This window comes from Sphingomonas rhizophila (assembly GCF_014396585.1).
In the GTDB taxonomy this organism is placed as follows: domain Bacteria; phylum Pseudomonadota; class Alphaproteobacteria; order Sphingomonadales; family Sphingomonadaceae; genus Sphingomicrobium; species Sphingomicrobium rhizophilum.
Map to the genome: position 1 here is coordinate 2,139,223 of NZ_CP060717.1, position 25,752 is coordinate 2,164,974.

At 65.7% G+C, this 25,752-nt stretch carries 26 protein-coding genes and 3 pseudogenes; 22 read left to right on the forward strand and 7 right to left on the reverse strand.

Translation table 11 applies throughout. The annotated features are described in order from the left end of the window. Window positions 1–23 precede the first annotated feature (23 nt). Window positions 24–2,038, reverse strand: a pseudogene (thrS, locus tag H9L12_RS10890) (threonine--tRNA ligase). A gap of 138 nt (window positions 2,039–2,176) precedes the next feature. Between thrS and H9L12_RS10895 the strand changes: the two are divergent. The 4 genes from H9L12_RS10895 to H9L12_RS10910 are packed head-to-tail and all read left to right on the forward strand — an operon-like array spanning window position 2,177 to window position 3,868. Next, on the forward strand, window positions 2,177–2,761 hold the full coding sequence (locus H9L12_RS10895) for a hypothetical protein (RefSeq protein ID WP_187541751.1): 585 nt from the start codon (window positions 2,177–2,179) through the stop codon (window positions 2,759–2,761). Next, window positions 2,755–2,958 (forward strand): helix-turn-helix transcriptional regulator, encoded by a 204-nt coding sequence (locus tag H9L12_RS10900; protein ID WP_187541752.1) that lies wholly within the window; start codon window positions 2,755–2,757, stop codon window positions 2,956–2,958. Before H9L12_RS10895 ends, H9L12_RS10900 begins: the two co-directional genes overlap by 7 nt. A gap of 5 nt (window positions 2,959–2,963) precedes the next feature. Next, the gene (locus tag H9L12_RS10905) at window positions 2,964–3,524 is read left to right on the forward strand and encodes an alpha/beta fold hydrolase (RefSeq protein ID WP_187541753.1); all 561 of its coding nucleotides are present in this window, start codon (window positions 2,964–2,966) and stop codon (window positions 3,522–3,524) included. Window positions 3,525–3,538: 14 nt separating this feature from the next. After that, a complete protein-coding gene (locus tag H9L12_RS10910; protein ID WP_187541754.1) occupies window positions 3,539–3,868 on the forward strand; it encodes an alpha/beta fold hydrolase in 330 nt (109 codons plus the stop codon). Here H9L12_RS10910 and H9L12_RS10915 read toward each other — a convergent pair whose 3' ends face one another. Together H9L12_RS10915 and H9L12_RS10920 are read right to left on the reverse strand one after the other, a co-directional pair. Then, a complete protein-coding gene (locus tag H9L12_RS10915) occupies window positions 3,869–4,480 on the reverse strand; it encodes a hypothetical protein (RefSeq protein WP_187541755.1) in 612 nt (203 codons plus the stop codon). It abuts the gene before it with no gap. Between the two features lie 13 nt (window positions 4,481–4,493). Next, window positions 4,494–5,147 carry a hypothetical protein gene (locus tag H9L12_RS10920; RefSeq protein ID WP_187541756.1) on the reverse strand — a complete coding sequence of 218 codons (654 nt, stop codon included), beginning with the start codon at window positions 5,145–5,147 and terminating at the stop codon, window positions 4,494–4,496. Between the two features lie 162 nt (window positions 5,148–5,309). On the opposite strand from H9L12_RS10920, the gene H9L12_RS10925 reads away from it, so the two are divergent. The 6 genes and pseudogenes from H9L12_RS10925 to H9L12_RS10950 all read left to right on the forward strand — a co-directional run bounded on the left by H9L12_RS10925 (window position 5,310) and on the right by H9L12_RS10950 (window position 9,442). Continuing rightward, complete coding sequence (locus H9L12_RS10925; protein ID WP_187541757.1) at window positions 5,310–6,173, forward strand: alpha/beta fold hydrolase; 864 nt, start codon at window positions 5,310–5,312, stop codon at window positions 6,171–6,173. A gap of 42 nt (window positions 6,174–6,215) precedes the next feature. Next, window positions 6,216–7,007, forward strand: a complete 792-nt coding sequence (locus tag H9L12_RS10930) for an alpha/beta hydrolase family protein (RefSeq protein WP_187541758.1) — start codon at window positions 6,216–6,218, stop codon at window positions 7,005–7,007. Next, complete coding sequence (locus tag H9L12_RS10935; protein ID WP_187541759.1) at window positions 7,004–7,705, forward strand: tetratricopeptide repeat protein; 702 nt, start codon at window positions 7,004–7,006, stop codon at window positions 7,703–7,705. Before H9L12_RS10930 ends, H9L12_RS10935 begins: the two co-directional genes overlap by 4 nt. A gap of 125 nt (window positions 7,706–7,830) precedes the next feature. Further along, complete coding sequence (locus H9L12_RS10940; protein WP_187541760.1) at window positions 7,831–8,244, forward strand: VOC family protein; 414 nt, start codon at window positions 7,831–7,833, stop codon at window positions 8,242–8,244. Next, window positions 8,244–8,968 (forward strand): annotated as a pseudogene (gene gloB / locus H9L12_RS13975) (hydroxyacylglutathione hydrolase). The gene H9L12_RS10940 and the pseudogene gloB overlap by 1 nt, the downstream one beginning before the upstream one ends. Window positions 8,969–9,028: 60 nt before the next feature. Next, window positions 9,029–9,442: a hypothetical protein gene (locus tag H9L12_RS10950; RefSeq protein ID WP_187541761.1), complete on the forward strand. Its 414-nt coding sequence runs from the start codon at window positions 9,029–9,031 to the stop codon at window positions 9,440–9,442. Here H9L12_RS10950 and H9L12_RS10955 read toward each other — a convergent pair. The 3 genes and pseudogenes from H9L12_RS10955 to H9L12_RS10965 all read right to left on the reverse strand — a co-directional run bounded on the left by H9L12_RS10955 (window position 9,443) and on the right by H9L12_RS10965 (window position 14,019). Next, window positions 9,443–11,163 (reverse strand): annotated as a pseudogene (locus tag H9L12_RS10955) (AMP-dependent synthetase/ligase). Window positions 11,164–11,165: 2 nt separating this feature from the next. Beyond that, window positions 11,166–12,977, reverse strand: a complete 1,812-nt coding sequence (ggt, locus tag H9L12_RS10960) for a gamma-glutamyltransferase (RefSeq protein WP_187541762.1) — start codon at window positions 12,975–12,977, stop codon at window positions 11,166–11,168. A gap of 10 nt (window positions 12,978–12,987) precedes the next feature. Then, the gene (locus H9L12_RS10965; RefSeq protein WP_187541763.1) at window positions 12,988–14,019 is read right to left on the reverse strand and encodes a quinone-dependent dihydroorotate dehydrogenase; all 1,032 of its coding nucleotides are present in this window, start codon (window positions 14,017–14,019) and stop codon (window positions 12,988–12,990) included. A 109-nt stretch (window positions 14,020–14,128) separates the two neighbouring features. Here H9L12_RS10965 and H9L12_RS10970 point away from each other — a divergent pair, with 109 nt between their 5' ends. From H9L12_RS10970 to mddA, 12 genes are all read left to right on the forward strand, one after another. Beyond that, entirely contained in the window at window positions 14,129–15,949 is a 1,821-nt protein-coding gene (locus tag H9L12_RS10970; RefSeq protein ID WP_246450385.1) for a DUF885 domain-containing protein, read from the forward strand. 63 nt (window positions 15,950–16,012) lie between these two features. Further along, on the forward strand, window positions 16,013–16,414 hold the full coding sequence (locus tag H9L12_RS10975) for an SUF system Fe-S cluster assembly regulator (RefSeq protein WP_187541764.1): 402 nt from the start codon (window positions 16,013–16,015) through the stop codon (window positions 16,412–16,414). Beyond that, window positions 16,411–17,895, forward strand: coding sequence for a Fe-S cluster assembly protein SufB (gene sufB / locus H9L12_RS10980; protein ID WP_187541765.1), 1,485 nt, complete (start codon window positions 16,411–16,413; stop codon window positions 17,893–17,895). The genes H9L12_RS10975 and sufB overlap by 4 nt, the downstream gene beginning before the upstream one ends. Beyond that, the gene (locus H9L12_RS10985; RefSeq protein WP_187541766.1) at window positions 17,892–18,275 is read left to right on the forward strand and encodes a hypothetical protein; all 384 of its coding nucleotides are present in this window, start codon (window positions 17,892–17,894) and stop codon (window positions 18,273–18,275) included. Before sufB ends, H9L12_RS10985 begins: the two co-directional genes overlap by 4 nt. Further along, the gene (gene sufC / locus H9L12_RS10990) at window positions 18,275–19,018 is read left to right on the forward strand and encodes a Fe-S cluster assembly ATPase SufC (RefSeq protein WP_187541767.1); all 744 of its coding nucleotides are present in this window, start codon (window positions 18,275–18,277) and stop codon (window positions 19,016–19,018) included. Before H9L12_RS10985 ends, sufC begins: the two co-directional genes overlap by 1 nt. Further along, window positions 19,018–19,509, forward strand: a complete 492-nt coding sequence (locus H9L12_RS10995; protein ID WP_187541768.1) for a hypothetical protein — start codon at window positions 19,018–19,020, stop codon at window positions 19,507–19,509. Before sufC ends, H9L12_RS10995 begins: the two co-directional genes overlap by 1 nt. Then, on the forward strand, window positions 19,506–20,246 hold the full coding sequence (locus H9L12_RS11000; protein WP_187541769.1) for a SufD family Fe-S cluster assembly protein: 741 nt from the start codon (window positions 19,506–19,508) through the stop codon (window positions 20,244–20,246). The genes H9L12_RS10995 and H9L12_RS11000 overlap by 4 nt, the downstream gene beginning before the upstream one ends. Next, window positions 20,243–21,436 (forward strand): cysteine desulfurase, encoded by a 1,194-nt coding sequence (locus H9L12_RS11005; RefSeq protein WP_187541770.1) that lies wholly within the window; start codon window positions 20,243–20,245, stop codon window positions 21,434–21,436. Before H9L12_RS11000 ends, H9L12_RS11005 begins: the two co-directional genes overlap by 4 nt. Then, window positions 21,436–21,891 carry an SUF system Fe-S cluster assembly protein gene (locus tag H9L12_RS11010; RefSeq protein WP_187543269.1) on the forward strand — a complete coding sequence of 152 codons (456 nt, stop codon included), beginning with the start codon at window positions 21,436–21,438 and terminating at the stop codon, window positions 21,889–21,891. The genes H9L12_RS11005 and H9L12_RS11010 overlap by 1 nt, the downstream gene beginning before the upstream one ends. Then, on the forward strand, window positions 21,891–22,247 hold the full coding sequence (locus tag H9L12_RS11015) for a HesB/IscA family protein (protein WP_187541771.1): 357 nt from the start codon (window positions 21,891–21,893) through the stop codon (window positions 22,245–22,247). The genes H9L12_RS11010 and H9L12_RS11015 overlap by 1 nt, the downstream gene beginning before the upstream one ends. A gap of 68 nt (window positions 22,248–22,315) precedes the next feature. Then, a complete protein-coding gene (locus H9L12_RS11020; protein WP_187541772.1) occupies window positions 22,316–22,573 on the forward strand; it encodes a hypothetical protein in 258 nt (85 codons plus the stop codon). A 66-nt stretch (window positions 22,574–22,639) separates the two neighbouring features. Then, window positions 22,640–23,392 carry a methanethiol S-methyltransferase gene (gene mddA, locus H9L12_RS11025; protein WP_187541773.1) on the forward strand — a complete coding sequence of 251 codons (753 nt, stop codon included), beginning with the start codon at window positions 22,640–22,642 and terminating at the stop codon, window positions 23,390–23,392. A gap of 4 nt (window positions 23,393–23,396) precedes the next feature. On the opposite strand, the gene H9L12_RS11030 is transcribed toward mddA, so the two are convergent. Next, complete coding sequence (locus H9L12_RS11030) at window positions 23,397–25,673, reverse strand: S8 family peptidase (RefSeq protein ID WP_187541774.1); 2,277 nt, start codon at window positions 25,671–25,673, stop codon at window positions 23,397–23,399. Between the last annotated feature and the right edge of the window lie 79 nt (window positions 25,674–25,752).

Genomic DNA, 25,752 nt, shown 5'->3' on the forward strand with positions numbered 1-25,752 from the left:
GCGCCACATGTGGCGGCGTGGCGTCAGTCGCGGAGGTCGGGGGGGACCGCTTCCGAACGGATCATCGCGATTGCGTCGTCAAGGCTCAACACCTTTTGATGCTCGTCGCTGCCGAGGCGGCGAATGGCGACGGTGCCTTCTTCGGCCTCGCGCTTGCCGACCACCAGCAACAGCGGGACCTTCGCCAGCGAATGTTCACGCACCTTGTAGTTGATCTTTTCGTTCCGCGTGTCGGCCTCGGCGCGGATGCCGGCGGCCTGGAGCTTTTGGGTCACTTCGGCGGCATAGCCGTCGGCGTCGCTGACGATCGTCGCGACCACCGCCTGCACCGGCGACAGCCACAGCGGGAAGCGGCCAGCGTGATGTTCGATCAGGATGCCGATGAACCGTTCGAACGTGCCCAAGATGGCGCGATGGAGCATCACGGGGCGGTGCTTCTCGCCGTCCTCGCCGATGTAGCTGGCGTCGAGCCGGTCGGGCAGCACGCGGTCCGACTGGATCGTGCCGACCTGCCACGTCCGGCCGATGGCGTCGGTCAGGTGGAATTCCAGCTTGGGCGCATAGAAGGCGCCCTCACCCGGCAATTCTTCCCAGCCGAATTCTTCGGTGGCGCGGCCGGACGCCTTGACCGCCTGGCGCAGCTCCTCCTCGGACTTGTCCCAAAGCGCGTCGTCGCCGAAGCGCTTGTCCGGCCGAAGCGCCAGCTTGATCGCGTAACGGTCGAAACCAAGGTCCTTGTAGACGCTGTCGAGCAGGTCGCAGAACGCCTTCACTTCCTCGACCAGCTGGTCTTCACGGACGAAGATGTGGGCGTCATCCTGCGTAAACTGGCGCACCCGCATGATGCCGTGAAGAGCGCCGTGCGGCTCGTTGCGGTGGCAGCAGCCGAATTCGGCCATGCGGATCGGCAGGTCGCGGTAGCTGGTGATGCCCTGCTTGAAGATCAGGACGTGCGCCGGGCAGTTCATCGGCTTCAGGGCCATGAGGTCGGCATCGCCCGACAGCACCGGACCATCGTCCTCGCCCGACGGGATTTCGTCGGGAACGACGAACATATTCTCGCGATACTTGCCCCAGTGGCCGCTCTTTTCCCACTGCTTCGCGTCCATCAACTGCGGCGTCTTCACTTCGGCATAGCCGGCGGCGTCGAGACGTCGGCGCATATATGCTTCCAGGCAGCGCCACAGGATGAAGCCCTTGGGGTGCCAGAACACGCTGCCATGCGCCTCGGCCTGAAGGTGGAACAGGTCCATCTCCTGACCAATCTTGCGATGATCGCGCTTGGCCGCTTCCTCGAGGCGAACGAGGTGTTCGGCGAGCTGCTTCTTGTTGAGCCACGCCGTGCCGTAGATGCGCGACAGCATCGGGTTGTTCTGGTCGCCGCGCCAATAGGCGCCCGACACGCGCGTCAGCTTGAACGCCTGCGGGTCGAGCTTGCCGGTCGAGGCGAGATGCGGCCCGCGGCACAGGTCCATCCAGCTGTGCTCGGCGTTCCCCGAGCGGTACATGGTGATCGCCTCGCCCTCGGGGAGTTCCATCACCCACTCGGCCTTGAAGCTTTCGCCCGTCCGCTCGAAGAAATCGCGGACGTCGGCGCGGCTCCACTCCTCGCGGATGAGCGGTTCATCGGCGGCGATGATTCGGCGCATCTCCTCCTCGATCGCCGGCAGGTCCTCGTCGGTGAACATGCCGCGGCCGGGGCGGGGGCGAAATCATAGTAGAAGCCGTCGTCCGTGGCCGGGCCGAAGGTGATCTGTGTTCCCGGGAACAGCTTCTGCACCGCCTCCGCCAACACGTGCGCGAAGTCGTGGCGGACGAGCTCCAGCGCGTCCTTCTCATCGCGGCTGGTGACCAGCGCGAGTTGGCTATCGCCTTCGAACGGACGGTTGAGGTCGCGCAATTCGCCATCGACGCGCGCCGCCAGCGCGGCCTTGGCCAGCCCTGGCCCGATCGCCGCGGCGACATCGGCAGGCGTTGAGCCCTCCGGCACTTCGCGAACGGAACCGTCGGGAAGCGAAATCTTGAACATCTCGGACATGGAGATGCACCTAGTGCAGCGCAGCAACGCCTTCAAGCGAAAGCAAAATCAAGGGACATCGACAATATGGAAAGTATGCTTGACAAGCTACCAACTCTATTGTAAAGGTCACTTTACTGATTGCAAAGGACGCTTGAAATGACAGACGTTGCCAGTTCGAAATCCAGTGGGTGGTGGGTCGCCGCGTTCCTGATCGGCACGTTTGGGACAGGGGCCCTGAAGGCCGCGGACATCCTCACCGGACCGGTGTCGACCGTGCTGTTTCTCGCCTCGTTCCTGCTGATCATCCCCATGGTTCGCGCCAACCAGCGGGCGATGGCGGCTCGGGGCATCACCTCGTCCGCGATGACACGCTATTCCCGTCGATTCATGGTCGCCAGCCTGGCCTATGTCGCGCTGCTGTTCGCGTCCCTGTGGATTGCCCGGGCAACTGACCCCGGCCTTGCGCTGCGGGTGATCCTGGCGATGGTCGCAGCGCTTCCGGTCATGTTCATGATCCGTGCCATGGCCCTCCTGTTGAAGGAGGAGCAGGACGAATATCTCCGCAGCCGGCTGGTATCTCAGTCCCTGGTCGCGACTGGATTCCTGCTGACGGTCGCAACCCTCTACGGCTTCCTCAACACGTTCGATGTCGCGCCCCGCGTCGATGCGTGGGCGGCGTTTCCCCTGTGGGCGATCGGGCTGGGAATCGGCCGCCTGGTCCAAGGGGATCCGGCATGCTGAACAACCTCAAGGTGCTCCGCGCCATGCGTGATTGGAGCCAGCAGGACCTCGCCGAGCGGCTCGAAGTGTCCCGGCAGAGCGTGAACGCCATCGAGACCGGCAAATATGATCCCTCGCTGCCGCTGGCGTTTCGCATCGCCGAATTATTCGAGCTTCCGATCGAGCAGATTTTCACCTCCCCGTCCAAGAAGGACTAAAATCCATGACCAAGCTGCTTCTTGCCGCGGCGCTCGCCGCGATCGCTGCCCCCTTGCCTGCCGCCGCCGCGGAGCCTGCGCGTTTCAGCGTCGTCACCGTCGGCAAGGGCCCCGACGTCGTCCTGATCCCCGGCCTGTCGAGCACCCGCGACGTGTGGGCCGCGACCGCCGAGCGGCTGAAGGCGACTCACCGTGTCCACCTGGTCCAGTTGCGCGGCTTCGGCGAGCCCGCGGGCATCAACGCCAGCGGCCCGGTGCTTCGGCCGTTCGTCGAGGAGCTCGCGGCCTACATCCGCGACCGCCGTCTGAAGAATCCGGCGGTGGTCGGCCATTCCATGGGCGGCCTGGCCGCGCTCATGCTGGCGACCGACCATCCCGCCAGCGCGGGCAAGATCATGGTGGTCGACGCCTTCCCCTTCATCGGTCCGGTCTTCGGGGCCGAGACGGTCGAGGCGATCACCCCTCGCGCCGAACAGATGCGCGCCATGCTGGCTGGCAATGCCGGCAAGATGACGCCCGATTTCACGACCAGGGCGAACTGCCCGGCAACCCTTCCGGCCCGGTGACAATGCAGGGCAACATGACCAACAGCGGCGTCGGCGCCTGCCTGATGCGGCATGGCGCGCTGTCGTCGGACCTGCGCGTCGTCGCGCAAGCGATGTACGACGACATGCTGACCGACGTCCGTCCGAAACTGGCGTCGATCGACGTTCCGGTGACGATGCTCTACCCGCAGGACGATCGGCTGATCGCACGAACCGAAGCCGACGCGCTGTACGCCAGCGCCTATCGCGGGACGAAGCGGCTGACCCTCAAGCGGATCGAGGGCAGCTACCACTTCGTCATGCAGGACCAGCCGGCGCGCTTCGCCGAAGCGCTGGACGCCTTCCTCGACGACCCCTCGCGCTGATCAGCGCGAGGTTTCGTCGAAGCGGGACAGGTCGGTGGTCGGGGCCGACGCCGTGTACGGATTGCGGGCAACTTCGGATTCGGCTTCCCGCCGGCGCTCATTCGATTCCTTCGCCGCCCTGTCCATGCTCGCGCTGGCTTCCTGCATCATGCCGCCGATATTGGCATGGACCGCCGCCATCTCGAGCGATTTGCGCAGATCGGAGTTGAATTCGCGCTTCTCGAAATAGGCGCGGATGCCTTCCTCGATCAGCTGGCGCTGGCTGCCCTTGATCAGCCCGACTTCCATCCGGTTCTGATCGTCTCCGGAGGCGGTTCCGTCGACGTAATCGGTGCTGATGACGCTGGCCGATTCGCCGTCGGGATCGACCTTGGCGATGATCGCGCCAAGGTCGGCGCCGTCCTTGCTGAACGACCAGCGGACGGAACTGTCGGCCGGGATCTGTTCGACGTTGATTGACACATTGTGCAGGGGCGACAGCGGCCGCGCGCCATGCGGTACGCCAACCGAGGTCAGCGAGGCGTAGGCCTCGGCGGCGGGCAACGGGTATTTTTCACCACCGCAGGCGGCGACGCCCAGGGCGAGCGCCGCAATCAGGACGAACTTACGCATCTTCGGTCACTCCTCAGCTTCTCGGTAATGTGGTCATCGGTCGTGTCGCGGCGTCCATCGACTTCCGCGTTTCGAATTGCTGCTCGATGTGCGGCGGCAGGCGGTAATCGTCCCGCAACCCCTCGCTGTTCGCGCGGATGATTTCGGCATTGTCGAGCATCATCTGGCGGATGCCGTCGCCGAACGCCTCCAGCTCCCTGGGGTGAGTCTTGGCGCGGACGGCGAGCTGCGTCGCGAAGCGGCGCTGGTCGAAGCTGCGGTCTTCCAGTTCGGAGGACAGCTGTTCATTGAGCGCGAGGCCGGCGATGCTCCGGATGTAATCGGAGCCGAGCAGCTTCTTCGATTGCGGATCCAGCGCATCGCCCACATCGAAGTCTACCTTGACGCGGGTGTGCTGGTCGTCCTCCCGCGACAGGCTGGCGGTGAAGACGTAAAGATCTTCGTCCTTCTGCCGGAAATGCCATTCGATCGAGTCTGCATAACGACGGATGACAATGTCGCTGCTGCCCGCACCTTGCCGCGCCATCTCCGGGATCGGCATCGACGACAGTTCGGCGTAAGCCTGGTCGAACGGCTTGGGATAGACCTGACCGCTTTCGAGGACGCCGCCGGCGTACAGGCCCCCGACCGCCGCGCTCGCACCCGCAATCCCGTAGACAATCTTCACTGGGCGCCCCGCCGCCATTTCCAAACGCGTGTACGCCGCTCCCGCTTTCCAAAAAGTAAACCGGACGGGGCGCTGCCCGAATGAGACGAATGGAGCGAGCAGGGAGTGAACGGAGCCGTGGGCAGGGCGTTAATCAAACTCATTCAAGCGAAAGGTTTCCCGATGCCCTATGCCCTGGCCAATGACGGCGCCGAGCTGTTCTACAAGGATTGGGGGGAAGGGTCGCCCGTCGTCCTGCTCCACGGGTGGCCGCTGACCGGCGACACGTTCGACGACGCCGCCATCGCGCTGGCCGAGCGTGGCTTCCGTTGCATCGTCCCCGACCGTCGCGGTTTCGGCCGGTCCGAGCAGACCTGGACGGGCAATGATTATGACACCTACGCCGACGACGTCGCGGCGATCCTCGACGAGGCTGGAGTCGACGAGCCGGTGGCCCTGGTCGGCTTTTCGATGGGCGGCGGTGAGGTTGCGCGGTTCCAGACCAGATTCCCCGGCCGGACCAGTGCGGCGGTGCTGATCAGCTCGATCGTACCCTACATGTTGCAGACCGACGACAACCCGAACGGCGTGCCGCAGTCGGTGTTCGACGAGATGACCGCAGGCATGAAGAAGGACCGCGAGCATTTCTTCACCGGCTTCTTCAAGGACTTCTACGGCGTCGGCACCCTGAGCAGTCCGGTCAGCGACGAGGTGCTGATGAACAGCTGGCGGCAGACGATGCTGTCGGGCACGAAGAATATGCTCGACGCGGCCAAGGCCTTCGCCACGACGGATTTCCGCCCGGATCTCGACAGTTTCCAGTCGCCGACGCTGGTCATCCATGGCACCGCCGACAAGACGGTTCCGATCGATGCCACCGGCCGCGTCGTCGCGGCACAGGTGCCAGGGGCGCAGCTGATTGAATATGACGGCAGCGCCCACGGTGTGTTCGCGACCGACAAGCAACGGCTGATCGAGGACCTCGTCGGCTTCCTCGGCACCCGTGTCGGACAAGGCAGCGCGATCCCGCTTAACGCGGAAGCCTGACCGGTTGGCGCAGCGGCGGGGTTTGCCCTAGAGCCCCGCCGCATGACCGACAGCCCGCAGTCCGCACCCCAGGCGCAACCCGCGCCCGACCTCAGCTTTCTCGATCCCGGTGACGGCCGGAAGATCGCCATCCGCCTGCGCCCGCCCGCCACGGGCCAGCCGACGGTGATGTTCCTGCCCGGTTACGCGTCGGATATGGAGGGCGCCAAGGCCTGGTCGATCGACCAATATTGCGCCTCGCGCGGGCTTGGCTGCCTGCGCATGGACTATTCGGGGACGGGAAGCTCGGCCGGTGACTTCGCCGACGGGACGCTGGCGCGGTGGCTCGACGAAGTGCTGTTCGCCATCGACCTTGGCGTGCCCGACGGCCCGCTCGTCCTCGCCGGATCGTCGATGGGCGGCTGGATCGGGCTTCACGCCGCGCTTCGCCGCAAGGATCGGGTGCGAGGCATGTTGGGGATCGCAGCCGCGCCCGATTTCACGGACTGGGGCTATTCGACCAACGAGAAAATGACGCTGCTCCAGCATGGCAAGCTGGAACAGGCCAACCCCTATGGCGACCAGCCGCAGGTGACCCATCGCGGCTTCTGGCAATCTGGCGAGGCGCTGCGCCTTCTGGGGGCACCGATCGACCTTACCATCCCCGTCCGGCTGGTCCACGGCGACGCCGACACCGACGTCCCGATCGGCGTGGCGATCAAGCTGGTCGAACAGCTGCGTTCATCTGACGTCCAGTTGAAGATCGTCAAAGCCGGCGGACACCGGCTGAGCGAGCCGCACGAGATCCATGCGATCCTGCACGAACTTGGCCCCCTGGTGGAGCTTGCCCGTTGAAAAGATTGATTGCCGCATTCCTGGCGACCGTCGCGCTGGCATCGCCCGCAGCTGCCGCCCCCGCCTGTCCGGCCGACACGTCGAGTGCGGCATACCTGTGCCGGGCGGTCGATGCCGCCGATCACCAGCGCTTCGCCGAGGCCGCCGACAACTTCGACAAGGCCGCCGCCGAGGCCAAGGCCGGTGAGCCGCAGACGCAGCGCCTGCTCGCCGCCGCCGGCAACATGTGGATTGCCGCCGGGCAACCGGGCAAGGCGGCGCTGGCGCTCGACCGGGCACTGACCGGCACCGGCCTGCAGGCGGAACAGCGGGGCTTGGCCTTGCTCGACCGCGCACGTGCCGCCGAAGCGCAAAACGACATCAAGGGAGCGCGGCGCTTCTTCACCCAGGCGGCCCCGACCCTCGATCGCGATCCATTCGCCTGGTATTTCAGCGCGGCGCTTGCCGTCCGCGAGGGCGATCTTGCGACCGCCAGGACGTCGATCGGGCGAGCCCTCAGCCTCGCGCCGACCATGCCCGAGGCATTGTTCGAAGCCGGACACATCGCCAACGAGGAAGGCGACAGCGTCGGCGCCCGGGATTACTGGACGCGCGCCATCGCCGCCGATCCCGATGGCAAGATCGCGGCCTCGGCCAAGGCCGCGCTGACGGCACTCGGACCCGCGGTGTCGCTCGCCCCGGCCGCGCCCAGCAGGTAGCGTTCCCCGGTCGCTAGCCGCCCTGCCGACTTGAAGTTTGGAAGGCGCGGAACAACTCTAGGGCTTCGCCGTCTTTCGATGGCGGCGATGAGGCGTCATGCCCTGCAGATGAAAGTGGGCTCAGAATGGAATTTCTTCACGCAATGGTCCGGGTGCGCGATCCCGAAGCCACGGTTGCTTTCTTCAAGCTGCTCGGCCTGGAAGAGCGCCGCCGGATGGACAATGAGGGCGGGCGCTACACGCTCATCTTCATGGGCGTTCCGGGCGAGAAGGCCGAGGTTGAGCTGACCCACAATTGGGACGAGACCGAACCCTACCCCGGCGGCCGCAACTTCGGCCACCTGGCGTACCGTGTCGAGAATATCTACGACACCTGCCAGCGGCTGATGGATGCCGGCGTCACGATCAACCGCCCGCCGCGCGACGGCCATATGGCCTTCGTCCGCTCGCCGGACGGCATCTCGGTCGAAATCCTGCAGCGAGGCCACCTCGAACCCGCGGAACCCTGGGCGTCGATGCCGAACACCGGAAGCTGGTAATGGCGCTCGAGGTCGTCGCGGTCCCGGCGTTCACCGACAATTACCTATGGCTCGTTCACGACGACGCCAGCGGCGAGACGGCGGTCGTCGATCCCGGCGATGGTGAGGTGGTGCTGGCAGCGGCCGCCGAGCGCAGCTGGGCCATTGGGCAGGTGTGGAACACGCATTGGCATCCCGATCACACCGGCGGCAACGCGCGGGTTGTCGATGCCACCGGCGCGATCCTTTCTGCTCCGGAGGCTGAGGCGGCACGCATCGCAAACATCGAACGCCCTTGAAGGAGGGCGGCCACGTCCAAATCGGCGATCATGTCGCGGAAGTGTGGGAAGTGCCGGGCCACACGCTCGGCCATGTTGCACTGGTTTTTCGCGATGACCGAATCGCTTTCGTCGGCGATACCATGTTCGCGATGGGCTGCGGGCGCCTTTTCGAAGGGACGCCGGAACAGATGTTCGCCTCGCTGCAGCGGATCGCCGCGCTGCCGCCCGACACGAAGCTCTACCCGGCACACGAATATACCCTGTCCAACGCCCGCTTCGCGGCCGACGCCGAACCCGGGAATGAGGCGATTGCCGAGCGGCTCCGTCATGTCGAACGTGAACGCGCTGCCGACCGCATTACCTTGCCGACCAGCGTCGCCGACGAAACGGCCACCAATCCGTTCGTCCGCGCCGCCGATGTGGATGACTTCGCCCGGCTGCGCGCGTGGAAGGATCGTTACTGACGCAGCCGTAACGGCTGCTCATGCGTTGATTGCCCGACCCGTCCAGAAAGGACCCGCGCCATGCGTACCCAGCTTTTCCTTACCGCTTTGACCGCGGCGGCCGTCGTCGCCGGCTGCACCCGCGTCGACCCGACGGTTGAATTGGCGCGGCAGCAGCAGGAACTGGCGCGCGAGCTTGACGGACGGGTGGCTGGCAAGCCGCTGTCCTGCCTTCCCAGCTTCCGCAACAGCGGCGGCCGGGTGCTCGGCATCGGCGACAAGCTGTTGTTCGAGGATGGCGGCACCATCTACGTCAATCAGACCACCGGTGGCTGCCAGAATGCCGGACGCAGCGGCTATATCTACGTGTCCGAGCTTCGCGGGACGACCGAGCAATGCCGAGGCGACATCGGCAAGGTCATCACCTCGTCCGGGGCCTTCTATGCCGGCAGCTGCGGCCTGGGCGAGTTCGTCCCCTATTCGAAACCGCGCTGATCAGCGCTTGTAGAGCGCGTCGAGCCGCTCGCCGTAGCGCTTGCTGATGACGTGGCGCCGGATCTTGAGAGACGGCGTCATCTCCTCATTCTCGACCGTGAACGGTTCGTCGGCCAAGATGAAGCGTCGCACTTTTTCGATGACGCTGAGGTCGGCGTTGACCCGGTCGACCGCCTTGGCCAGCGCCCTCTGCAGACCGTCGGGGTCGTTCCGGAACGACTTCAATTCCTCCATGTCGGGTACCAGTAGCGCGACGAGATGGGGGCGGCGGTCGCCGTAGATCATCGCCTGCTGGATTTCGGGCTGAAGCGTCAACATCCCCTCGACCCGCTGCGGCGAGACATTATCGCCCTTGTCGTTGACAATCAGATCCTTCTTGCGATCGGTGATGACGATCCGGCCCTTCTCGTCGAGATGGCCGACATCGCCGGTCGCCAGCCAGCCGTCCTGCAATACCCGCGCCGTTTCTTCCGGATTGCGCCAGTATCCGTGCATGACATTTTCGCCCTGCACCATGATCTCGCCGTCGGCGGCGATGCGCACATGGGTATCGAGAAGCGGCGGACCGACCGTCTCCATGCGGATTCCGGCCTTGGGCCGGTTGCAGCTGATCACCGGTCCGGCCTCGGTCTGGCCGTAACCTTGCAGCATCGGCAGGCCCATCGCCTGGAAGAACAGGCCGACGTCGGCATTGAGTGGGGCGCCGCCCGATACCATCGCCTTCATCCGTCCGCCGAACTTGGCCTTCACTTTCTTGCGAAGGGTGAGCGACAGGAATCCGTCCATCGGAAGGTCGATGACGCGGCTTCGCCGTTCGTATCGGCGGGTCTCGATGTTCATCGCCCGTGACAGGAGGTAGGCCGGGATACCGCCTTCCTTTTCGATCGTCTTGATGATCTTGGCTCGCAGCATCTCGAACAGGCGCGGGACGACGACCATGATCGTCGGGCGCACTTCCTCGATGTTGGCGGCGAGCTTTTCCAGGCTCTCCGCGTAATAGATTTCGGCGCCCAGGCTGATTGGGAAGAATTGGCCGCCGGTATGTTCGTAGGCGTGGCTGGCCGGCAGGAACGACAGGAATTTCTCCTCGTCCCAGCCGAAATCGTTGGCGATGACGTCCACGCAGGCCGCGCAGTTGTGCAAGATCATGCCGTGATGCTGGATCACGCCGCGCGGCGCCCCCCGGTTCCGCTGGTGTAGATAAGGCAAGCGGTGTCGTCGCGGCCCACCTTTTCCATCCGCTTTTCCAGCGCGCCGATGTCGCTCGGCCGGTCGACCAGCTCAACCCAATGGTGAAAGTGGGCGATGTCCGGCGACTGGCCGGTGATGATGTCGTCGATCGAAATGATGTGCCGGCAATCCGACGCGAACAGCACCGCCGGTATCAGCGCCTTGGCCAGCTTCTGCGTCGAAACGATCACCGCCGCCGCGCCGCTGTTGTTCAGGATGTGCTGGTGGTCGCGCGTGGTGTTGGTCGTGTAGGTCGGCACGGTGATGCAGCCGGCGGCCATGATCGCGAGGTCGGCGATCAGCCATTCCGGCCGGTTCTCGCTGACCAGCATCACCCGGTCGCCCGGTTGCAGCCCAAGCGCTTTCAGGCTGTCGGCCAGCGCCGCGACCTGGCGCGCGGCCTCGTTGTAACTGATCGACTGCCAGCCTCCGTCGCGGCGCGCCCACAGGAACGGCCTGTCCCCGCGTTCCCGAACGCGCGTCAGGAACATCGTCACCAAGTTGGGGAAATGTTCGAGCGAAGTTTTCGCCACCTTCGTCCATCCTCTTCATCGCGCGTCTCTTCGTCGGACGCTGGATCAAACGCGTTACGGGGTCGCCGCCGCCCCTCGCTGCGCGGATCGGCGGCGCCGACCCAACGGCCGCCGACCCACTCGACGGCGTTGGCCTTGAAACTGGGATCGCGGGTGCGGACGTCGGCATGGCCCAGCGCTCTCAGCGCTGGGATCATCGCTTCGTGGGCGCTGCCCTTCTCTACGAACACGGTGTCGCCGGGCGCGAATAGCACCGGCATGGCAATCGCCTCGCGGGCCGAGAGGTTGAAATCGATCACGCCGATGATCGCCTTCGCGACCTGGGCGATGATAGTCGCGCCGCCCGCAGCGCCGACCGCCAGACGGACCTTGCCGTCGGGACTGAACACGATGGTCGGCGCCATCGAGCTTCGCGGCCGCTTGCCGCCCTCGACCCGGTTGGCGACCGGTCGTCCGTCCGCACCGGTCGGCGTCAGGCTGAAGTCGGTCAGTTCGTTGTTGAGGTAATAGCCGCCGACCCGGAGCCCCGACCCGAACGGACTTTCGATGGTCGAGGTCATGGAAGCGACATTGCCGTACCGGTCGACTGCAACGAAGTGGGTAGTGCCCTGCTCGACCGTTTCCAATCCGAGGGCGGTAGCTGGCGCACCACTGGGAACGCCGGCGGTGACGTTAGCCATCGTCCGGTCGGGTGAGATCAGCGCCGAGCGTGATGCGAGGTACGCCGTGTCGAGGAGGCCGGTCAGCGGCACACGCACATAATCGGCATCGGCGAGGTAGCGGTCGCGGTCGGCGTAGGCGAGACGCATCGATTCCGCGATAAGGTGCCACGCGACCGGATTGTCCTTGCCGAGCGCGCCAAGGTCGAACCGCTCGAGTTGCTTGAGCAGGGCGAACACCGTGGTTGCCCCCGATGACGGCGGACCCATTCCGCAGATGCGATAGCCGCGGTACAGGCCGCAGACGGGCGCGAGATGCTCCGCCTTGAACGTCGCGACGTCGCCCGTCGTCATCCGCGACGGATTGACCGGGCTGGCGTTGACCGACGCGACGATGGCCTGCGCGTTGGGACCGACGTAGAAGCTGTCCGGCCCCCGTTCGCCGATCTGGGTCAGCGTTGCGGCGAGGGCCGGTATGCGAACGATCGTGCCCACCGGGACCGGCGATCCGTCTGGCTGGTAGAACAGTGCGCGAGCATCCGCCGACAACGCGCCGGTCGCCGCATAGGTTTTGAGGCTGGCGTACAGCCGCGGGGTCACCGCGAAGCCATCCCGAGCAAGCGCAATGGCCGGCTGGAACAGTGACAGCCACGGCAGCTTGCCGTGGGCCTGGTGGGCGAGCGCCGCGTTGCGGATGTTGCCGGGCACGCCGACGCTCTTTCCGCCCGGGATCGCTTCGGCGACCGTCAGGGCCTTGCCGTCCTTGAAGAACCAGTCGCCACCGGCGGCGGCCGGGGCGGTTTCGCGGCCATTGTAGGTGTCGACCGTCGCCTTGGCGGCGTCGAAGGTGACGATGAAGCTGCCGCCGCCGATCCCGCTGGATTGCGGCTCGATGACGTTGAGCGCCAGCATCGTCGCGATGGCCGCGTCGACCGCGCTTCCGCCTTGCCGGATGATCGATGCGCCTGCCTCTGCCGCGCGTGGGTCGGCGGCGCTGACCGATCCGACTCCGTCGCTGGCGACGCCCGGCCGGGCGACCGGGGCCGCGGGTATCGTTGCGCAGCCACCGAGGGCCAGGAACGCGGCGGCGATGAACGGGGCGAAACGGCGCATTGCCGCGGGGCTACTCGGTTCCCACCGCCTCGGCAATGCTGGCGTGACCGGTCTCGCGAAGCCGACGCGCCAGCCCGTCCGCGATCCGTTTCGCAAGCCCCGGCCCCTCATAGACCAGCGCCGAATAGAGCTGGACCAGGCTGGCCCCTGCCCGGATACGTGCCCAGGCGTCACCGGCATTCTCGATCCCGCCCGCAGCAACCAACGGCAGTCCGCCACCCGATGCCGCGCGGAACCGGCGCAACTGGTCGAGCGCCAGCGCCTTCAATGGCCGTCCCGACAGCCCGCCTTGCTCACCCGCCGCCGCGGACAAAAGGGGCGGGCGCGACACGGTGGTGTTGGCGACGATCAACGCGTCGATCCCGCTTTCGATCGCGGCGCGGACGATACGCTGGTGATCGCCATCGTCGAGGTCGGGCGCGACCTTGAGGAAAACCGGCGGGCCATCCGGCGCGCGCGCGCCGGACACTGCCGCCAGCAGTTCGTCCAGCTCCCCGCCCGCCTGCAGGTTGCGAAGACCGGGCGTGTTCGGGGAACTAATGTTGACGGTCAGATAGTCGGCGACCGGCGCCATCGCCTTCACCCCCGCGACATAGTCGGCGATGCGGTCCGCACTATCCTTGTTGGCGCCGATGTTGACCCCAACGATGCCGCGACGCTGGCGCCTGCCAAGCCGTTCCAGCGCCGCGGCCTGTCCCTGGTTGTTGAAACCCATGCGGTTGATGACCGCCCGATCCTCGCTAAGCCGGAACAGCCGCGGTCGCGGATTCCCGGCCTGCGGCCGCGGCGTCAGCGTCCCCACCTCGACGAAGCCGAAGCCAAGGCCGAGCATCGCATCGGCCACCTCCGCATCCTTGTCGAAGCCCGCGGCAAGACCGACGGGCGAGGCAAAGCGGAGACCCGCGACCTCGACCGAAAGCGAAGGATCGAAGGAGGGCAACGGCAACGTCGGCGCAATCGACAGTGCGGACACCGTGGCACGGTGCGCGGTCTCGGCATCGAGGGCGTGGACGAGGGGGCGGATCAGCTTGAACAGGACCATCGGGTTGCGGCCTTAGCGCGGCCGCCTCCACCGTTCATCGAAAAAGATTGGAGCGAGCCGGAGGCCTCTCTACCCTCGCCGCCACGTTGTCATCTTCCCCGGAGATTCCGTGACCGCTATCCGACTGCTTCCGCTCGTCTCGCTCCTTGCCATCGCGGTCCCGACGTCCATCGTCGCGCAGCCGGCCACGACCGCGATGACGGCGCCGGCCAGTGCCGAGCTCGCCGCTTTCTTCGACGCCTATGACAAGGCGCAGCTCGACCGGACGCCGATGGGCAAATCCTATCGCGGCATTCGCGACGCCGACTACGGAAAGCTCGATGATCGCACCGATGCCAACGCGGTGGCCAATCGCGACTTCGACCAGAAGTGGACTAACGAAATGGTCCGCCGCTTCCCGCGCGCGTCGCTCTCCCCGGCGGACCAGTTGAGCTACGACCTATTCCTGGATCGCAACGCTCGCGCGGTCGAACGCTTCGGATATCGCCGCAACGGCTATGTTTTCGACCAGATGAACGGCGCGCAGTCGAGCATCCCCGCCTTCCTGATCAACATTCACAGCATCGCCAACGAGGACCAAGCCAGGGCCTACATCAGCCGCATTCGCGCCAGCCGCGCCTACCTCGACCAGTCGGTCGACGAGGCGATCGCCCGCGAAAAGCTGGGCGTGCTGCCGCCCAGGTGGGTGTTTGCGCAGGTGCTCGAACAGTCGCGCAACCTGATCAAGGGCGCGCCGTTCGACAGCGGCCCGGACAACGACGTCCTTGCCGATTTCAAGACCAAGGTCGGCAAGCTGGACATTCCCCAGGCCCGCAAGGACGCGCTCATCGCCGAGGCGCGGACGGCGATGCTGCAATCGATGAAGCCGGCCTATGAGCGGATCATCAAGGTGGTCGGGGATCAGGAGGCGCGCGCACCCACCGCCGACGGCGTGTGGCGGTTCAAGGACGGCGCTGCCTATTATCAGACGCTGCTCAAGGGCTACACGACCACCAATCTCACCGGCGACCAGGTCCATGCGCTCGGTCTGGCGCAGGTCGCGCGGATCCACGGCGAGATGGACGCCATCCGCCAGAAGGTCGGATTCAAGGGGACGCTCCGCCAATTCTTCGACGCGGTCCGCGACGATCCCAAGAACTACTACTCGAACGACGCCGCCGGGCGTGACGCCTACCTCAAGGCCAACGCCGAGGCGCTGGCCAAGGTTGAAGCAGCGCTTCCCCGCTATTTCGGGACGCTTCCCAAGGCGCCGCTCCTCATCAAGCCGGTCGAGCCGTTCCGTGAGAAGAGCGCCGGCAAGGCGTTCTACAACAGTCCGGCGCCCGACGGGTCGCGCCCCGGCATCTATTACGTCAACCTCTACGACATGAAGGAAATGCCAGCGATCGAGGCCGAGGCGCTGTTGTGCCACGAGGGATCGCCGGGACACCATTTGCAATTCGCGATCCTGTCGAACCTGCCCAAGGGATCGGTGCCCCCATTCCGGCAGTTCGGCGGCTACACCGCAAACTCCGAAGGCTGGGGCCTCTACGCCGAGAAGCTTTGCAAGGAGATGGGCCTGTACCAGTCGCCCATGTCCGATTTCGGCCGCCTCCAGCTGGAGCTTCATCGCGCCATGCGGCTGGTGGTCGACAGCGGCCTTCATCACAAGCGCTGGAGCCGCGAGCAGGCGATCACCTATATTCGCGAAAACAGTGCCGACAAGGGTATAGAAAAGGCGGTCGAACGATACATCGTCTATCCCGGCCAGGCGACCGCCTACATGGTCGGAAAGCTGAAGATCGAGGAACTTCGTGCCAGGTCGAAGGCGGCGCTCGGCGCCAGATATGACGACCGGCAGTTCCACGACACGCTGCTGCTCGCCGGGACGATGCCGCTCGACCTTCTGGAAAAGCGCATCGACGAGTGGATCGCGCGAACCAAGGGATAGCGCCGGCAACGGTTGTCAAACGAGACGCATCGGCCTAAATCGGAGCGGAAAGCTCCTATTAGCATGCGACTCACCCATCTTGCCGACTATGCGGTCGTGATCATGACCGCGGCCGCCCGCGGTCAGGCGTCCGCGCGGCTGTCGGCGACGGGGCTTGCCGAGGAAACCGGCGTGCCCCTGCCGACGGCCCAGAAGCTGATGCAGCGGCTGGCCGCGCATGGCCTGCTGGTCGGACAGCGCGGGGCGGGAGGCGGCTACGAGCTGGCGCGACCGGTGTCTGAAATCAGCCTGGCCGACATTATCGAAGCGGTCGAAGGACCAATTGCACTGACGCAATGCTCGGACGGTGAAAACCATGAGTGCGTGCTCGACGCCCACTGCCGGGTGCGTCCGCACATGGGGATCGTCGGTGCCAAAGTGCGCGGCGCGTTGAACGCCGTGTCGCTGAAGGAACTGGCCCAATGACCGACGACACGCTGACCAATCGCGAGGCATCAAACAGCGAGTTCAAGGCCGCGATCGCCAAGGATTATGAGTGGGGATTCAGCTCGGACATCGAGCAGGAGTTCGCGCCCAAGGGTCTCGACGAAAACACAGTCCGCTTCATTTCCGCCAAGAAGGGCGAGCCCGAATGGATGCTCGACTGGCGTCTGAAGGCGTATCGCGCCTGGCTGGAGATGGAGGAAGTCGACTGGGCCAAGCTGACCATTCCGCCGATTGATTACCAGGACGCCTATTACTACGCCGCGCCGAAGAAGGCGGAGCTGAAGAGCCTCGACGAGGTCGATCCGGAGATCCTGCGCGTCTACGAAAAACTCGGCATCCCGATCGAGGAGCAGAAGGTGCTCGCCGGGGTCGAGGGCGCGCGCAAGGTTGCGGTCGACGCAGTGTTCGACAGCGTGTCCGTCGCCACCACTTTCCGCGACGAGTTGAAGAAGGCCGGCGTCATCTTCCTGTCGATCAGCGAGGCGATCCGCGAATACCCCGACCTCATCCGGAAATATCTCGGCAGTGTCGTTCCGCAACGCGACAACTATTTCGCCTGCTTGAACAGCGCGGTCTTTTCCGACGGCACCTTCGTCTACATCCCCGAGGGCGTTCGCTGCCCGATGGAATTGTCGACCTATTTCCGCATCAATGCGGAGAACACCGGCCAATTTGAACGCACCCTGATCGTCGCCGACAAGGGCAGTTATGTGTCCTACCTAGAAGGCTGCACCGCGCCGATGCGCGACGAAAACCAGCTGCACGCGGCGGTGGTCGAAATCTACGCGCACGAGGACGCGGAGGTGAAATACTCCACCGTCCAGAACTGGTATCCGGGCGACGCGGAAGGGCGGGGCGGCATTTTCAACTTCGTCACCAAGCGCGCGCTGTGCGCCGGCGACCGAAGCAAGGTGTCGTGGACCCAGGTCGAAACCGGCAGCGCGATCACCTGGAAATATCCGTCGTGCATCCTGAAGGGCGCGGACAGCGTGGGCGAATTCTATTCGGTCGCGCTGACCAATAACCGCCAGCAGGCCGACACCGGCACCAAGATGGTCCACATCGGCGCGGGCTCGCGATCGACCATCGTCAGCAAGGGCATCAGCGCGGGCCGCAGCGACAACACCTATCGCGGGCTGGTGAAGGTGATGCCGGGCGCCGAAAACGTCCGCAATTTTACCCAGTGCGACAGCCTGCTGCTGGGCAGCGAATGCGGCGCGCACACCGTGCCCTACATCGAGGTGCGCAACCCGACCGCTACGATCGAGCATGAAGCGACCACGTCGAAGATCAGCGAGGACCAGCTGTTCTACGCGCAGGCTCGCGGTCTCGACGCCGAAAGCGCGGTGGCCCTGATCGTCAACGGCTTCGCCCGCGAGGTGTTGAAGCAACTGCCGATGGAATTCGCGGTCGAGGCGCAGAAGCTGCTTGGCATCAGTCTGGAAGGAAGCGTCGGTTGATCCTGTTTCTCGCCGCCATGTCATCGGCCGACTTCACTGCGCTCGATATCGCCCTGCAGCAGTGCAAGCGCGAGGTCATCAACCCGATGTTCGCCGCGGAGGCGGAGCGCCGCAGCGCGTTCATGACCGAGGCGTTCCGGGAGCAGGAAGCGATCGTCGCCGAACGGCTCGACATCGCCGCCAAGAAGCGCGCGATCCGCGCCGGCGATCCGCAGGCCAAAGGCGCGGAAACCGACGCGCAATTGAATGCGCGCGGTCTGAATGTCGAAGATCGCCAGCGCGCGCTAAACGACCGGCGCATGCTTGAAGGCATGCGCGTCGACACGATGGACGCCAAGCGTCGCTATTATCTCGCGCGCTGCGCGAACGGGAAAGACTGATGCTGACGATCGAAAATCTCCACGCCACCGTTGGCGGCAAGCCGATCCTCAACGGGCTGACACTGACTGTCCCGACCGGCGAAGTGCACGCGATCATGGGCCCGAACGGCGCGGGAAAGTCGACGCTGGCCTACGTTCTCGGTGGCCGGCCGGGCTACGAAGTCACCGACGGCAGCGCGACGTTTGACGGGGTCGACCTGTTCGCCCTCGAGCCGCACGAGCGCGCCGCGGCGGGTCTGTTTCTCGGGTTCCAGTATCCGGTCGAGATCCCCGGCGTCAGCTACCTCCAGTTCCTGCGCGAAAGCCTGAACGCGCAGCGGCGCGGGCGCGGCGAAGCCGAGCTTTCGGGCGCGGAGTTCATCAAGCTGGCGCGCGCCCAGGCGGCGACGTTGGGCATGGACGCGGAGATGCTCAAGCGGCCGGTCAACGTCGGCTTTTCGGGCGGCGAAAAGAAGCGCGCGGAAATGGTGCAGATGGGGATCATGGCGCCGAAGCTCGCCATCCTTGACGAGACCGACAGCGGCCTCGACATCGACGCGCTGAAGGCGGTCGGCGCGGGTATCAATTCGATCATGCGCTCGCCCGATAAATCGGTCCTTCTGATCACTCATTACCAGCGCCTGCTCGACTATGTCCGCCCCGATCGCGTGCACGTGCTGAGCGGCGGCCGAATCGTCCGGTCGGGCGGCGCGGAACTGGCGCAGGAGCTGGAGCGCGAAGGTTATGCGGAAGTTGCCGCCTGATGCGAGCGCTCGTCCTCCTGTCGGCGCTGACGCTCGCGGCATGCCAGCCACCGACGGACGGCAACGCGGCCGGGTCGGACATTCTGACGCCGAACGCGGATGACGCGGGCGGCGAGGCCCCGGCGAACGACGTCGCCGCGTCCACAAATGCCGCGATGCCGCCCTTTGCGGAGACCCCCAACGCTCATCCGACGGCGCCGGAGCCGGCGCCGATCCCGGCCAGGTTCCGCGGCACCTGGTCCGACAGCGCGGCATCGTGCGCCGACCTGGCGCATCATTCGCGCCTGACCATTTCGGGGCGCACCGTGCGCTTCGACGACTATGTCATCTTCGGGGACAGCGTCAGCCAGCCCAACCCCAACGAATTTGCGCTGAAAGGCAAGATCGAGGCGACCGGTGTTCCCGCCGAAGCGCATTACGCCATCAGCGCCGACGGCAAGACGCTGACCGATGGGGCGGGCGGCGGGACCGTTCGCGTGCGCTGCGCATGACCGTGCTTCCGACCCGTCGCGACGAGGCATTCCGCTACGCCGACATCGATGCGCTGGCGTCGGTGTGGAGCGACTTGTCGCCGCCTCAGACGATCGAAATTGCTGCGCAGCAAAGCCTGCAACAAATCTGGTTGCCGAGCGGTGAAGATGTGCAGGTTCGCCGCGTCGATCTCACCCTCCAAGCGGGAGCGTCGGCGCGCATTTTCGCGCTGAACGCCGCGGCGCGTTATGGCCGCATCGAACTCGACGTTACGTTGCACGACGCCGCCGACTTTACCTTCGACGCCGCCAACATCGGTGGCGGATCGGCGACGCTTGAGATCGTCACCACCGTCCGCCACGTCGAACCGTCGGCTACCTCGCGCCAGACGGTGCGCAGCGTGCTCGGCGGCAAGGCCACTGGCAGTTATCTCGGCAAGGTCGCGGTGTCGCGCGGGGCCGAGGGCACCGATAGCGAACAGTCGGTGAAGGCGATGCTGCTCGACCGCGGTGCGACCGCCAACGCCAAGCCCGAACTGGAGATCTACGCCGACGACGTGAAATGCGCGCACGGCGCGACGGTCGGTGAGCTCGATCGCAACCAGCTATTCTACGCCGCCGCACGCGGTCTCGATCCGGCCAGTGCCCGCGCGCTGCTGCTGGAAGGGTTTGTCGGCGGGCTGTGGGACGGAATTCTCGGCGACGATCAAGGCATCGCGGACGCCGCGCGCGCCGCATTGAAGGCGGTGGTGCGGTGAACGCGGAGGTGCCGGTCAACGCCGCGCTCGCGGTCCGTGAGCAGTTCCCGGCAATTCCCGCCGGCTGGCATTACCTCGACAGCGCTGCGACCGCGCAAAAGCCGCAGGCGGTGATCGACGCCGTCGTCCAGGCCTATGGCCGCGACTATGCCACCGTGCATCGCGGCGTCTACGAGCGATCGGCGTCGATGACGCAAAGTTTCGAGGCCGCGCGCGCTGCCACGGCCGCGCTGATCGGCGGCGCCGAACAGGAGATCGTCTTCACCCGCGGCGCGACGGAAGCCATCAACCTGGTCGCGCAATCGCATCCGCGCGAAAGCCGCAATCGGGTCCTCCTCTCGACGCTGGAACATCATTCCAACATCGTCCCGTGGCAGCTTGCCGGCTACCAGGTCGACGCGGTTCCGCTGACCGCCGACGGGCAGGTCGACCTCGACGCTGCCGAACGCATGGCGAGCGAGGAGCATGCGATCATCGCCCTCGCCCATGTTTCCAACGTGCTGGGATCGATCCTCGATACGAAGCGCGCCGCATCCATCGCGCAACATGTCGGCGCCGCCCTGCTGCTCGACGGGTGCCAGGCTTCGCCGCGCCTGCCGGTCGATGTCGCCGCGATCGGTTGCGACTACTACGTCTTCTCCGGCCACAAGCTCTATGGCCCGACCGGCATCGGCGCACTTTGGGGCAAGGCCGACCGCCTCGCTGCGCTGCCACCCTACCAGGGCGGCGGCGCGATGATCGACCGCGTGACCTTCGAGCAAACGACCTTCCTCCCGCCGCCGGCCCGGTTCGAAGCGGGAACGCCGCACATCGTCGGAGCGGTCGGCCTGCACGCCGCGATCGACTGGACTCGCGGCATCGGGCTCGACGCTTTGCATGCGCATGAAAGCGCGCTGGTCGCCGACTGCCGCGAGGCACTGCGCTCCATTCCCGGCATTACACTTTACGGCCCGGAAGACAGCGCCGGGATCGTCAGTTTCAATGTCGAGGGGGTGCACGCGCACGACACCGCCACCATATTGGATGACGAAGGCGTCGCGGTGCGCGCCGGGCATCATTGCGCGCAGCCGCTGATGGACCATCTCGGCGTTCCCGCGACGGCCCGGGCAAGCTTCGCCGCGCACAGCGACGTGTCGGACATCGAGGCGCTGGTGCGCGGATTGCACAAGGTGAAACGGATTTTCGGATGATGGGCGAGGAACAGAAAATCGAGATCGAGGAAGTCGACGGCGTCGATGCGCCGCCGCGCGCCCGACTGACGCCGGACGTCGAGCGCAAGCGCGATTACCTCGCCGGCTTCCTGGCCGAGACCAAGCCGCCGCTGGAGGCGCACGCGCCCGGTGGCGAATTGCAGGAAGCGGTGATCGAGGCGCTGAAGTCGATCTACGATCCCGAGATCCCGGTCGACATTTACGAGCTCGGCCTGATCTATGACGTCGCGATCAGCGAGGATGGCGACGCGGTCGTCACCATGACCCTGACCACGCCGCACTGCCCGGTGGCGGAATCGATGCCGGGCGAAGTCGAGCTTCGAGTCCTGTCGGTTCCCGGAATCCGCGATGCGGAGGTCAAGCTGGTGTGGGATCCGCCGTGGGACCCGTCGAAGATGAGCGACGAAGCGCGCCTTGAACTGGGGATGCTGTGATGAGCGATGTGAAGACCCGTCAGCGTCCCGCCGCGATCATCCTGACCCCGGCCGCCGAGGCGCGGATCGCCGACCTGATGGCCAAGGCGCCGGATGGCGCGATCGGCGTCAAGCTGTCGACGCCAAAGCGCGGCTGCTCAGGCCTGGCCTACTCGGTCGATTATGTCACCGAGGCTAATCCCTTCGACGAACGGATCGAAACGCCGGGCGGCATCTTCTTCGTCGACGGCGCCTCGCTGCTCTACCTGATCGGTTCGACGATGGACTGGCAGGAAGACGATTTCGCCGCCGGCTTCGTGTTCGACAACCCCAACGCCAAGGGCGCCTGCGGCTGCGGGGAAAGCTTCACCGTTTGACGAAAGCCGTTTGGCACTCCTGATCGACCGGCATAGGCTCATCGCGCTTGTCGAGAAAGGAAAGTGCCATGCGTTTCCCCTTGCTCTTCGCCGCAACGATCTGCAGCGCCGCGTTCGCCCAGCCCCCGAAATCGCCAAACGCGGCGGCGCCCGCCGCGGCGACCGTCTTGGAGCGGTGTCCGGACCTCAACTACCTCGCCAAAAAGGACCGGCAGAAGGCCAGGGTCCACAAGCTCACCGAGCTTCCGCCGGCTGATGCGGTCTACGCCATGCTGCCAATGAAGGACGGCTGCCCCGACCTCACCCCGGTCAAAATGCGCCGCTGACGCACGGAAGTTTTTCCGACCGGCCAGTCGTGATACAAGGGGCGGGTAAATCTGGGGGGGGTCGTTATGCAGCGTACTCTTGCCGTGGCTTATGGCCTTGTCGCTTACCTCATCTTCTTCGCCACCTTCCTATGGCTCGTCGCCTTTCTTGCCGGCCTGCCGTTCGTGCCGACCACGGTCGACGATGGCGTGAACGGACAGCCGCTGGCCCAGGCGATGGTCGTCGACCTCGCACTCATCGCGCTGTTCGGACTGCAGCACAGCGTCATGGCCCGGCCCCGGTTCAAGGCCGCGTGGACCAGGATTGTTCCTTCTTCGCTCGAACGATCGACCTATGTCCTCGCCGCCAGCCTGATGCTCGCCCTTCTCCTGTGGTTCTGGCACCCGATCGAGGGCACTGTCTGGGACGTCCGCGGGACTGCCGCAGAGCCTGTGCTTTGGACGGTCTTCGCCATCGGCTGGGCCGTGCTGTTCATCAGCACATGGCTAATCAATCATTTCGAGCTGTTCGGCCTGAAACAGTCGTGGAACCATGGCCGACCCGCCGATCCCGGCCCGGCAAAGCTTCGCGAACCGATGTTCTACCGGTACGTCCGTCATCCGCTCTATCTGGGATTCTCGATCGCGTTCTGGTCGGTGCCGTTCATGAGCATCGGCCACCTGCTGTTCGTCATCGGCATGCAGGTCTATATCCTCATCGGCATCGCCCATGAGGAACGCGACCTTCGGGCACACTTCGGGTCGGCCTACGACGACTATTCGGCAAGGGTCGGCAAGTTGCTTCCCGGCATCGGGCGGCGGGCACGGCCCACCGCCTGACCGGTCAGAAGTTCAGCGAATAGCGAACGGCGGCGCCAACGTCGGCGTCGGCCGCGGCGATGTGACCGGGCTGACGGCGGAAGAACAGGTTCGTTCCGATCCAGCCGTTGCCGAGTGTCGTCGAATAGCCAAGCTCGGCATCGATTTCGCGGCCGCTAGGCGACAGGGACAGGCGCGACAGACCGAAACTGGCTTCGCCCGTGCTATAGTCATAGCCGGTCGGGAGCATCAGCGCGAAGCCGCCGCTTTCGATCCGCAGTGGCTGGGAAACGCGCAGGCCGAGGCGATCGCCTTCCCCCAGCAGGCCTGACCGCGACAGGTCGAACGAATAGGCGCCGGTCGCGAACTTGCCGCCAGCGAAACTCGTCCAGCCGCGCCGGGCCGCCAACGTCGCCACGACGTCGCTGCCCAAGCGATGGCGATATTCGGCATCGGCGAACCAGGTTGCCGACCCGCCGCCACCGAAGGAAGTGCCCAATTCACCGCCAAGCAACGTGCGCCGCTCGTCGAGCCGGGTGACCCCGAATGACCCCCAGCCCCTGTCGCCAATCGTCCGGTCGAAGCTGACGGCACCGATGCGATAGGGTGAAGCATCGCCGGTCAAGGCGGTGGTCCGATCAACCTCGCCCTGCTCCATCGACAGTGTCATGCCGAGCTTTCCGGTCAGTTCGCGCCGAAGGGCGGCCGACTGCCCGCGGCGGGCGCTGAAGCCGGGCTCGCCGCTGGTATCGCGAGCGATCAGGAATGCGCCGGGACTGGCGCCGGACAGGCGCCGCTCGAGTGCCTTGGCGCTGTCCGCGATGCCAAGCGCCAGGCGCGTCTTCGAATCGATCCGCGCCACGACATTGCCCGCCACCAGCCGCGAGGCCGCCTGGTCGCGGGGGCCGATGTCCGTCGCGGCGAAACCAGCCGTCGGCATCCCGTCGCGATTGGCGACGCTCAACGTCACCGAAATCGGGCCGGCCGACACGCCGTTGGTGCGGACGTTCCCGCCAAGCGCGCGTTGCAAAGGCTGGCGACGCTCTGCGGCCTGCAGGCCGCTGGCAAGGTTGGTCGCATAAGCGCGCGAATAGCCATCGAGGATGACCGCGCCGAGGCCGGCACTGGACTGGACCGAATCGCCGGCGGCTTCCGGCAGCGACCCGCTCGTCGATTCTGCGGTCACTACGTTCCCGGTTCCGGCCATCTTGGTCGTACCCGACGGCTGGAAGGCGCGGGTAATGTTCAGTCGCCCCTGGCCATAAATCGAATCATCCCCGACCGCGCCCAGGTCGTCGGCCGTGTTGATCAGCAATTCGATGATTTGCTGGCCCGTGAGATTGGGGAACGCGTCCGCCATCAGCGCGACCGCACCGCTGATGATCGGCGCGGAGAAGCTGGTCCCGGAATAGTTGAAGGCCTGCCCGTCCTGGTTGATCGTCCGAACGCTCGACCCCAGCGCAGCCAGGTACCAGTCCTGTCCCGCCCCGGCGCGATTGGAAAAGTCGGCCAGGTCAGTCAGCGAACCGTTGAGCGCGCCGGCGATGATGACCTTCCCCGGATAAGTCGCGGCCGCGGTCAGCGCGAAGGGATCGGAGTTGTTGCCCTTGGCCGGATCGCGTCCGTCGTTGCCGGCCGAGATAACGACGACGATTCCCGCATTGACTGCCCGCCCGATCGCATTGAGCAGCTGCGTGCCCGGCGGATCGCCGCCCAGGGACATGTTGATTACCCGGGCACCGGCAACGCGGGCGGCATCGACACCACGCGCGATGGCGTCGTCGTAAAAGTTGCAGCCATCCGCGCTGACGCAGGTACCGGGTTCGTCGGCCCGAAGCGCGACGATGGTCGCGTCGAATGCGACACCCATGCTGTCGGCGCTGTTGCGCGCCGCGGCGATGGTCGCCGATACGGCGGTCCCGTGCCCGTCGAGGTCGCCAAGGCCACGCGTTCCGGCGACATCGGCGCTGGCAGGGTCGATCCGCCCGGCAAACTCGGCGAGGTCGGGGTTGATGCCCGTGTCGATGACCGCAACCTTGACGCCCTGGCCGGTCGCGCCGCCTTGCCACGCCGTGATCGCGCCTGACGACAGGGCGCCATTCGAGCGCTGATATTCCGCCGTGTTGTAATTGACCGTCGAGGGGGTCGGCGTCGGCGTCGGCGTCGGAGTCGGGGTCGGCGTAGGCGTAGGCGTAGGCGTCGGGGTGGGCGTTGACCGGATAGGAGCGCTTCCGCCGCCGCCACCGCATGCGGAGAGACCAAGCATCAGCCCGCAGGCCGTCGTCACCAGAAGCCGGTTCATTTCCCGATTACCCCGCTCAAATGCATGAAAACTCTAGGCTTTTCTATCAGTCGTATGGTTAACAAATGCTTTCAATTGG

Coding starts and splice junctions, on each gene's coding strand:
- H9L12_RS11015 (WP_187541771.1), top strand. CDS start 21,891: ATGAGCGATGTGAAGACCCGTCAGCGTCCCGCCGCGATCATCCTGACC.
- sufC (WP_187541767.1), top strand. CDS start 18,275: ATGCTGACGATCGAAAATCTCCACGCCACCGTTGGCGGCAAGCCGATC.
- H9L12_RS10925 (WP_187541757.1), top strand. CDS start 5,310: ATGCCCTATGCCCTGGCCAATGACGGCGCCGAGCTGTTCTACAAGGAT.
- H9L12_RS11030 (WP_187541774.1), bottom strand. CDS start 25,673: ATGAACCGGCTTCTGGTGACGACGGCCTGCGGGCTGATGCTTGGTCTC.
- H9L12_RS10900 (WP_187541752.1), top strand. CDS start 2,755: ATGCTGAACAACCTCAAGGTGCTCCGCGCCATGCGTGATTGGAGCCAG.
- H9L12_RS10975 (WP_187541764.1), top strand. CDS start 16,013: ATGCGACTCACCCATCTTGCCGACTATGCGGTCGTGATCATGACCGCG.
- H9L12_RS11000 (WP_187541769.1), top strand. CDS start 19,506: ATGACCGTGCTTCCGACCCGTCGCGACGAGGCATTCCGCTACGCCGAC.
- H9L12_RS10995 (WP_187541768.1), top strand. CDS start 19,018: ATGCGAGCGCTCGTCCTCCTGTCGGCGCTGACGCTCGCGGCATGCCAG.
- mddA (WP_187541773.1), top strand. CDS start 22,640: ATGCAGCGTACTCTTGCCGTGGCTTATGGCCTTGTCGCTTACCTCATC.
- H9L12_RS10950 (WP_187541761.1), top strand. CDS start 9,029: ATGCGTACCCAGCTTTTCCTTACCGCTTTGACCGCGGCGGCCGTCGTC.
- H9L12_RS10895 (WP_187541751.1), top strand. CDS start 2,177: ATGACAGACGTTGCCAGTTCGAAATCCAGTGGGTGGTGGGTCGCCGCG.
- ggt (WP_187541762.1), bottom strand. CDS start 12,977: ATGCGCCGTTTCGCCCCGTTCATCGCCGCCGCGTTCCTGGCCCTCGGT.
- H9L12_RS11010 (WP_187543269.1), top strand. CDS start 21,436: ATGGGCGAGGAACAGAAAATCGAGATCGAGGAAGTCGACGGCGTCGAT.
- sufB (WP_187541765.1), top strand. CDS start 16,411: ATGACCGACGACACGCTGACCAATCGCGAGGCATCAAACAGCGAGTTC.
- H9L12_RS10905 (WP_187541753.1), top strand. CDS start 2,964: ATGACCAAGCTGCTTCTTGCCGCGGCGCTCGCCGCGATCGCTGCCCCC.
- H9L12_RS11020 (WP_187541772.1), top strand. CDS start 22,316: ATGCGTTTCCCCTTGCTCTTCGCCGCAACGATCTGCAGCGCCGCGTTC.
- H9L12_RS10915 (WP_187541755.1), bottom strand. CDS start 4,480: ATGCGTAAGTTCGTCCTGATTGCGGCGCTCGCCCTGGGCGTCGCCGCC.
- H9L12_RS10965 (WP_187541763.1), bottom strand. CDS start 14,019: ATGGTCCTGTTCAAGCTGATCCGCCCCCTCGTCCACGCCCTCGATGCC.
- H9L12_RS10940 (WP_187541760.1), top strand. CDS start 7,831: ATGGAATTTCTTCACGCAATGGTCCGGGTGCGCGATCCCGAAGCCACG.
- H9L12_RS10930 (WP_187541758.1), top strand. CDS start 6,216: ATGACCGACAGCCCGCAGTCCGCACCCCAGGCGCAACCCGCGCCCGAC.
- H9L12_RS10910 (WP_187541754.1), top strand. CDS start 3,539: ATGACCAACAGCGGCGTCGGCGCCTGCCTGATGCGGCATGGCGCGCTG.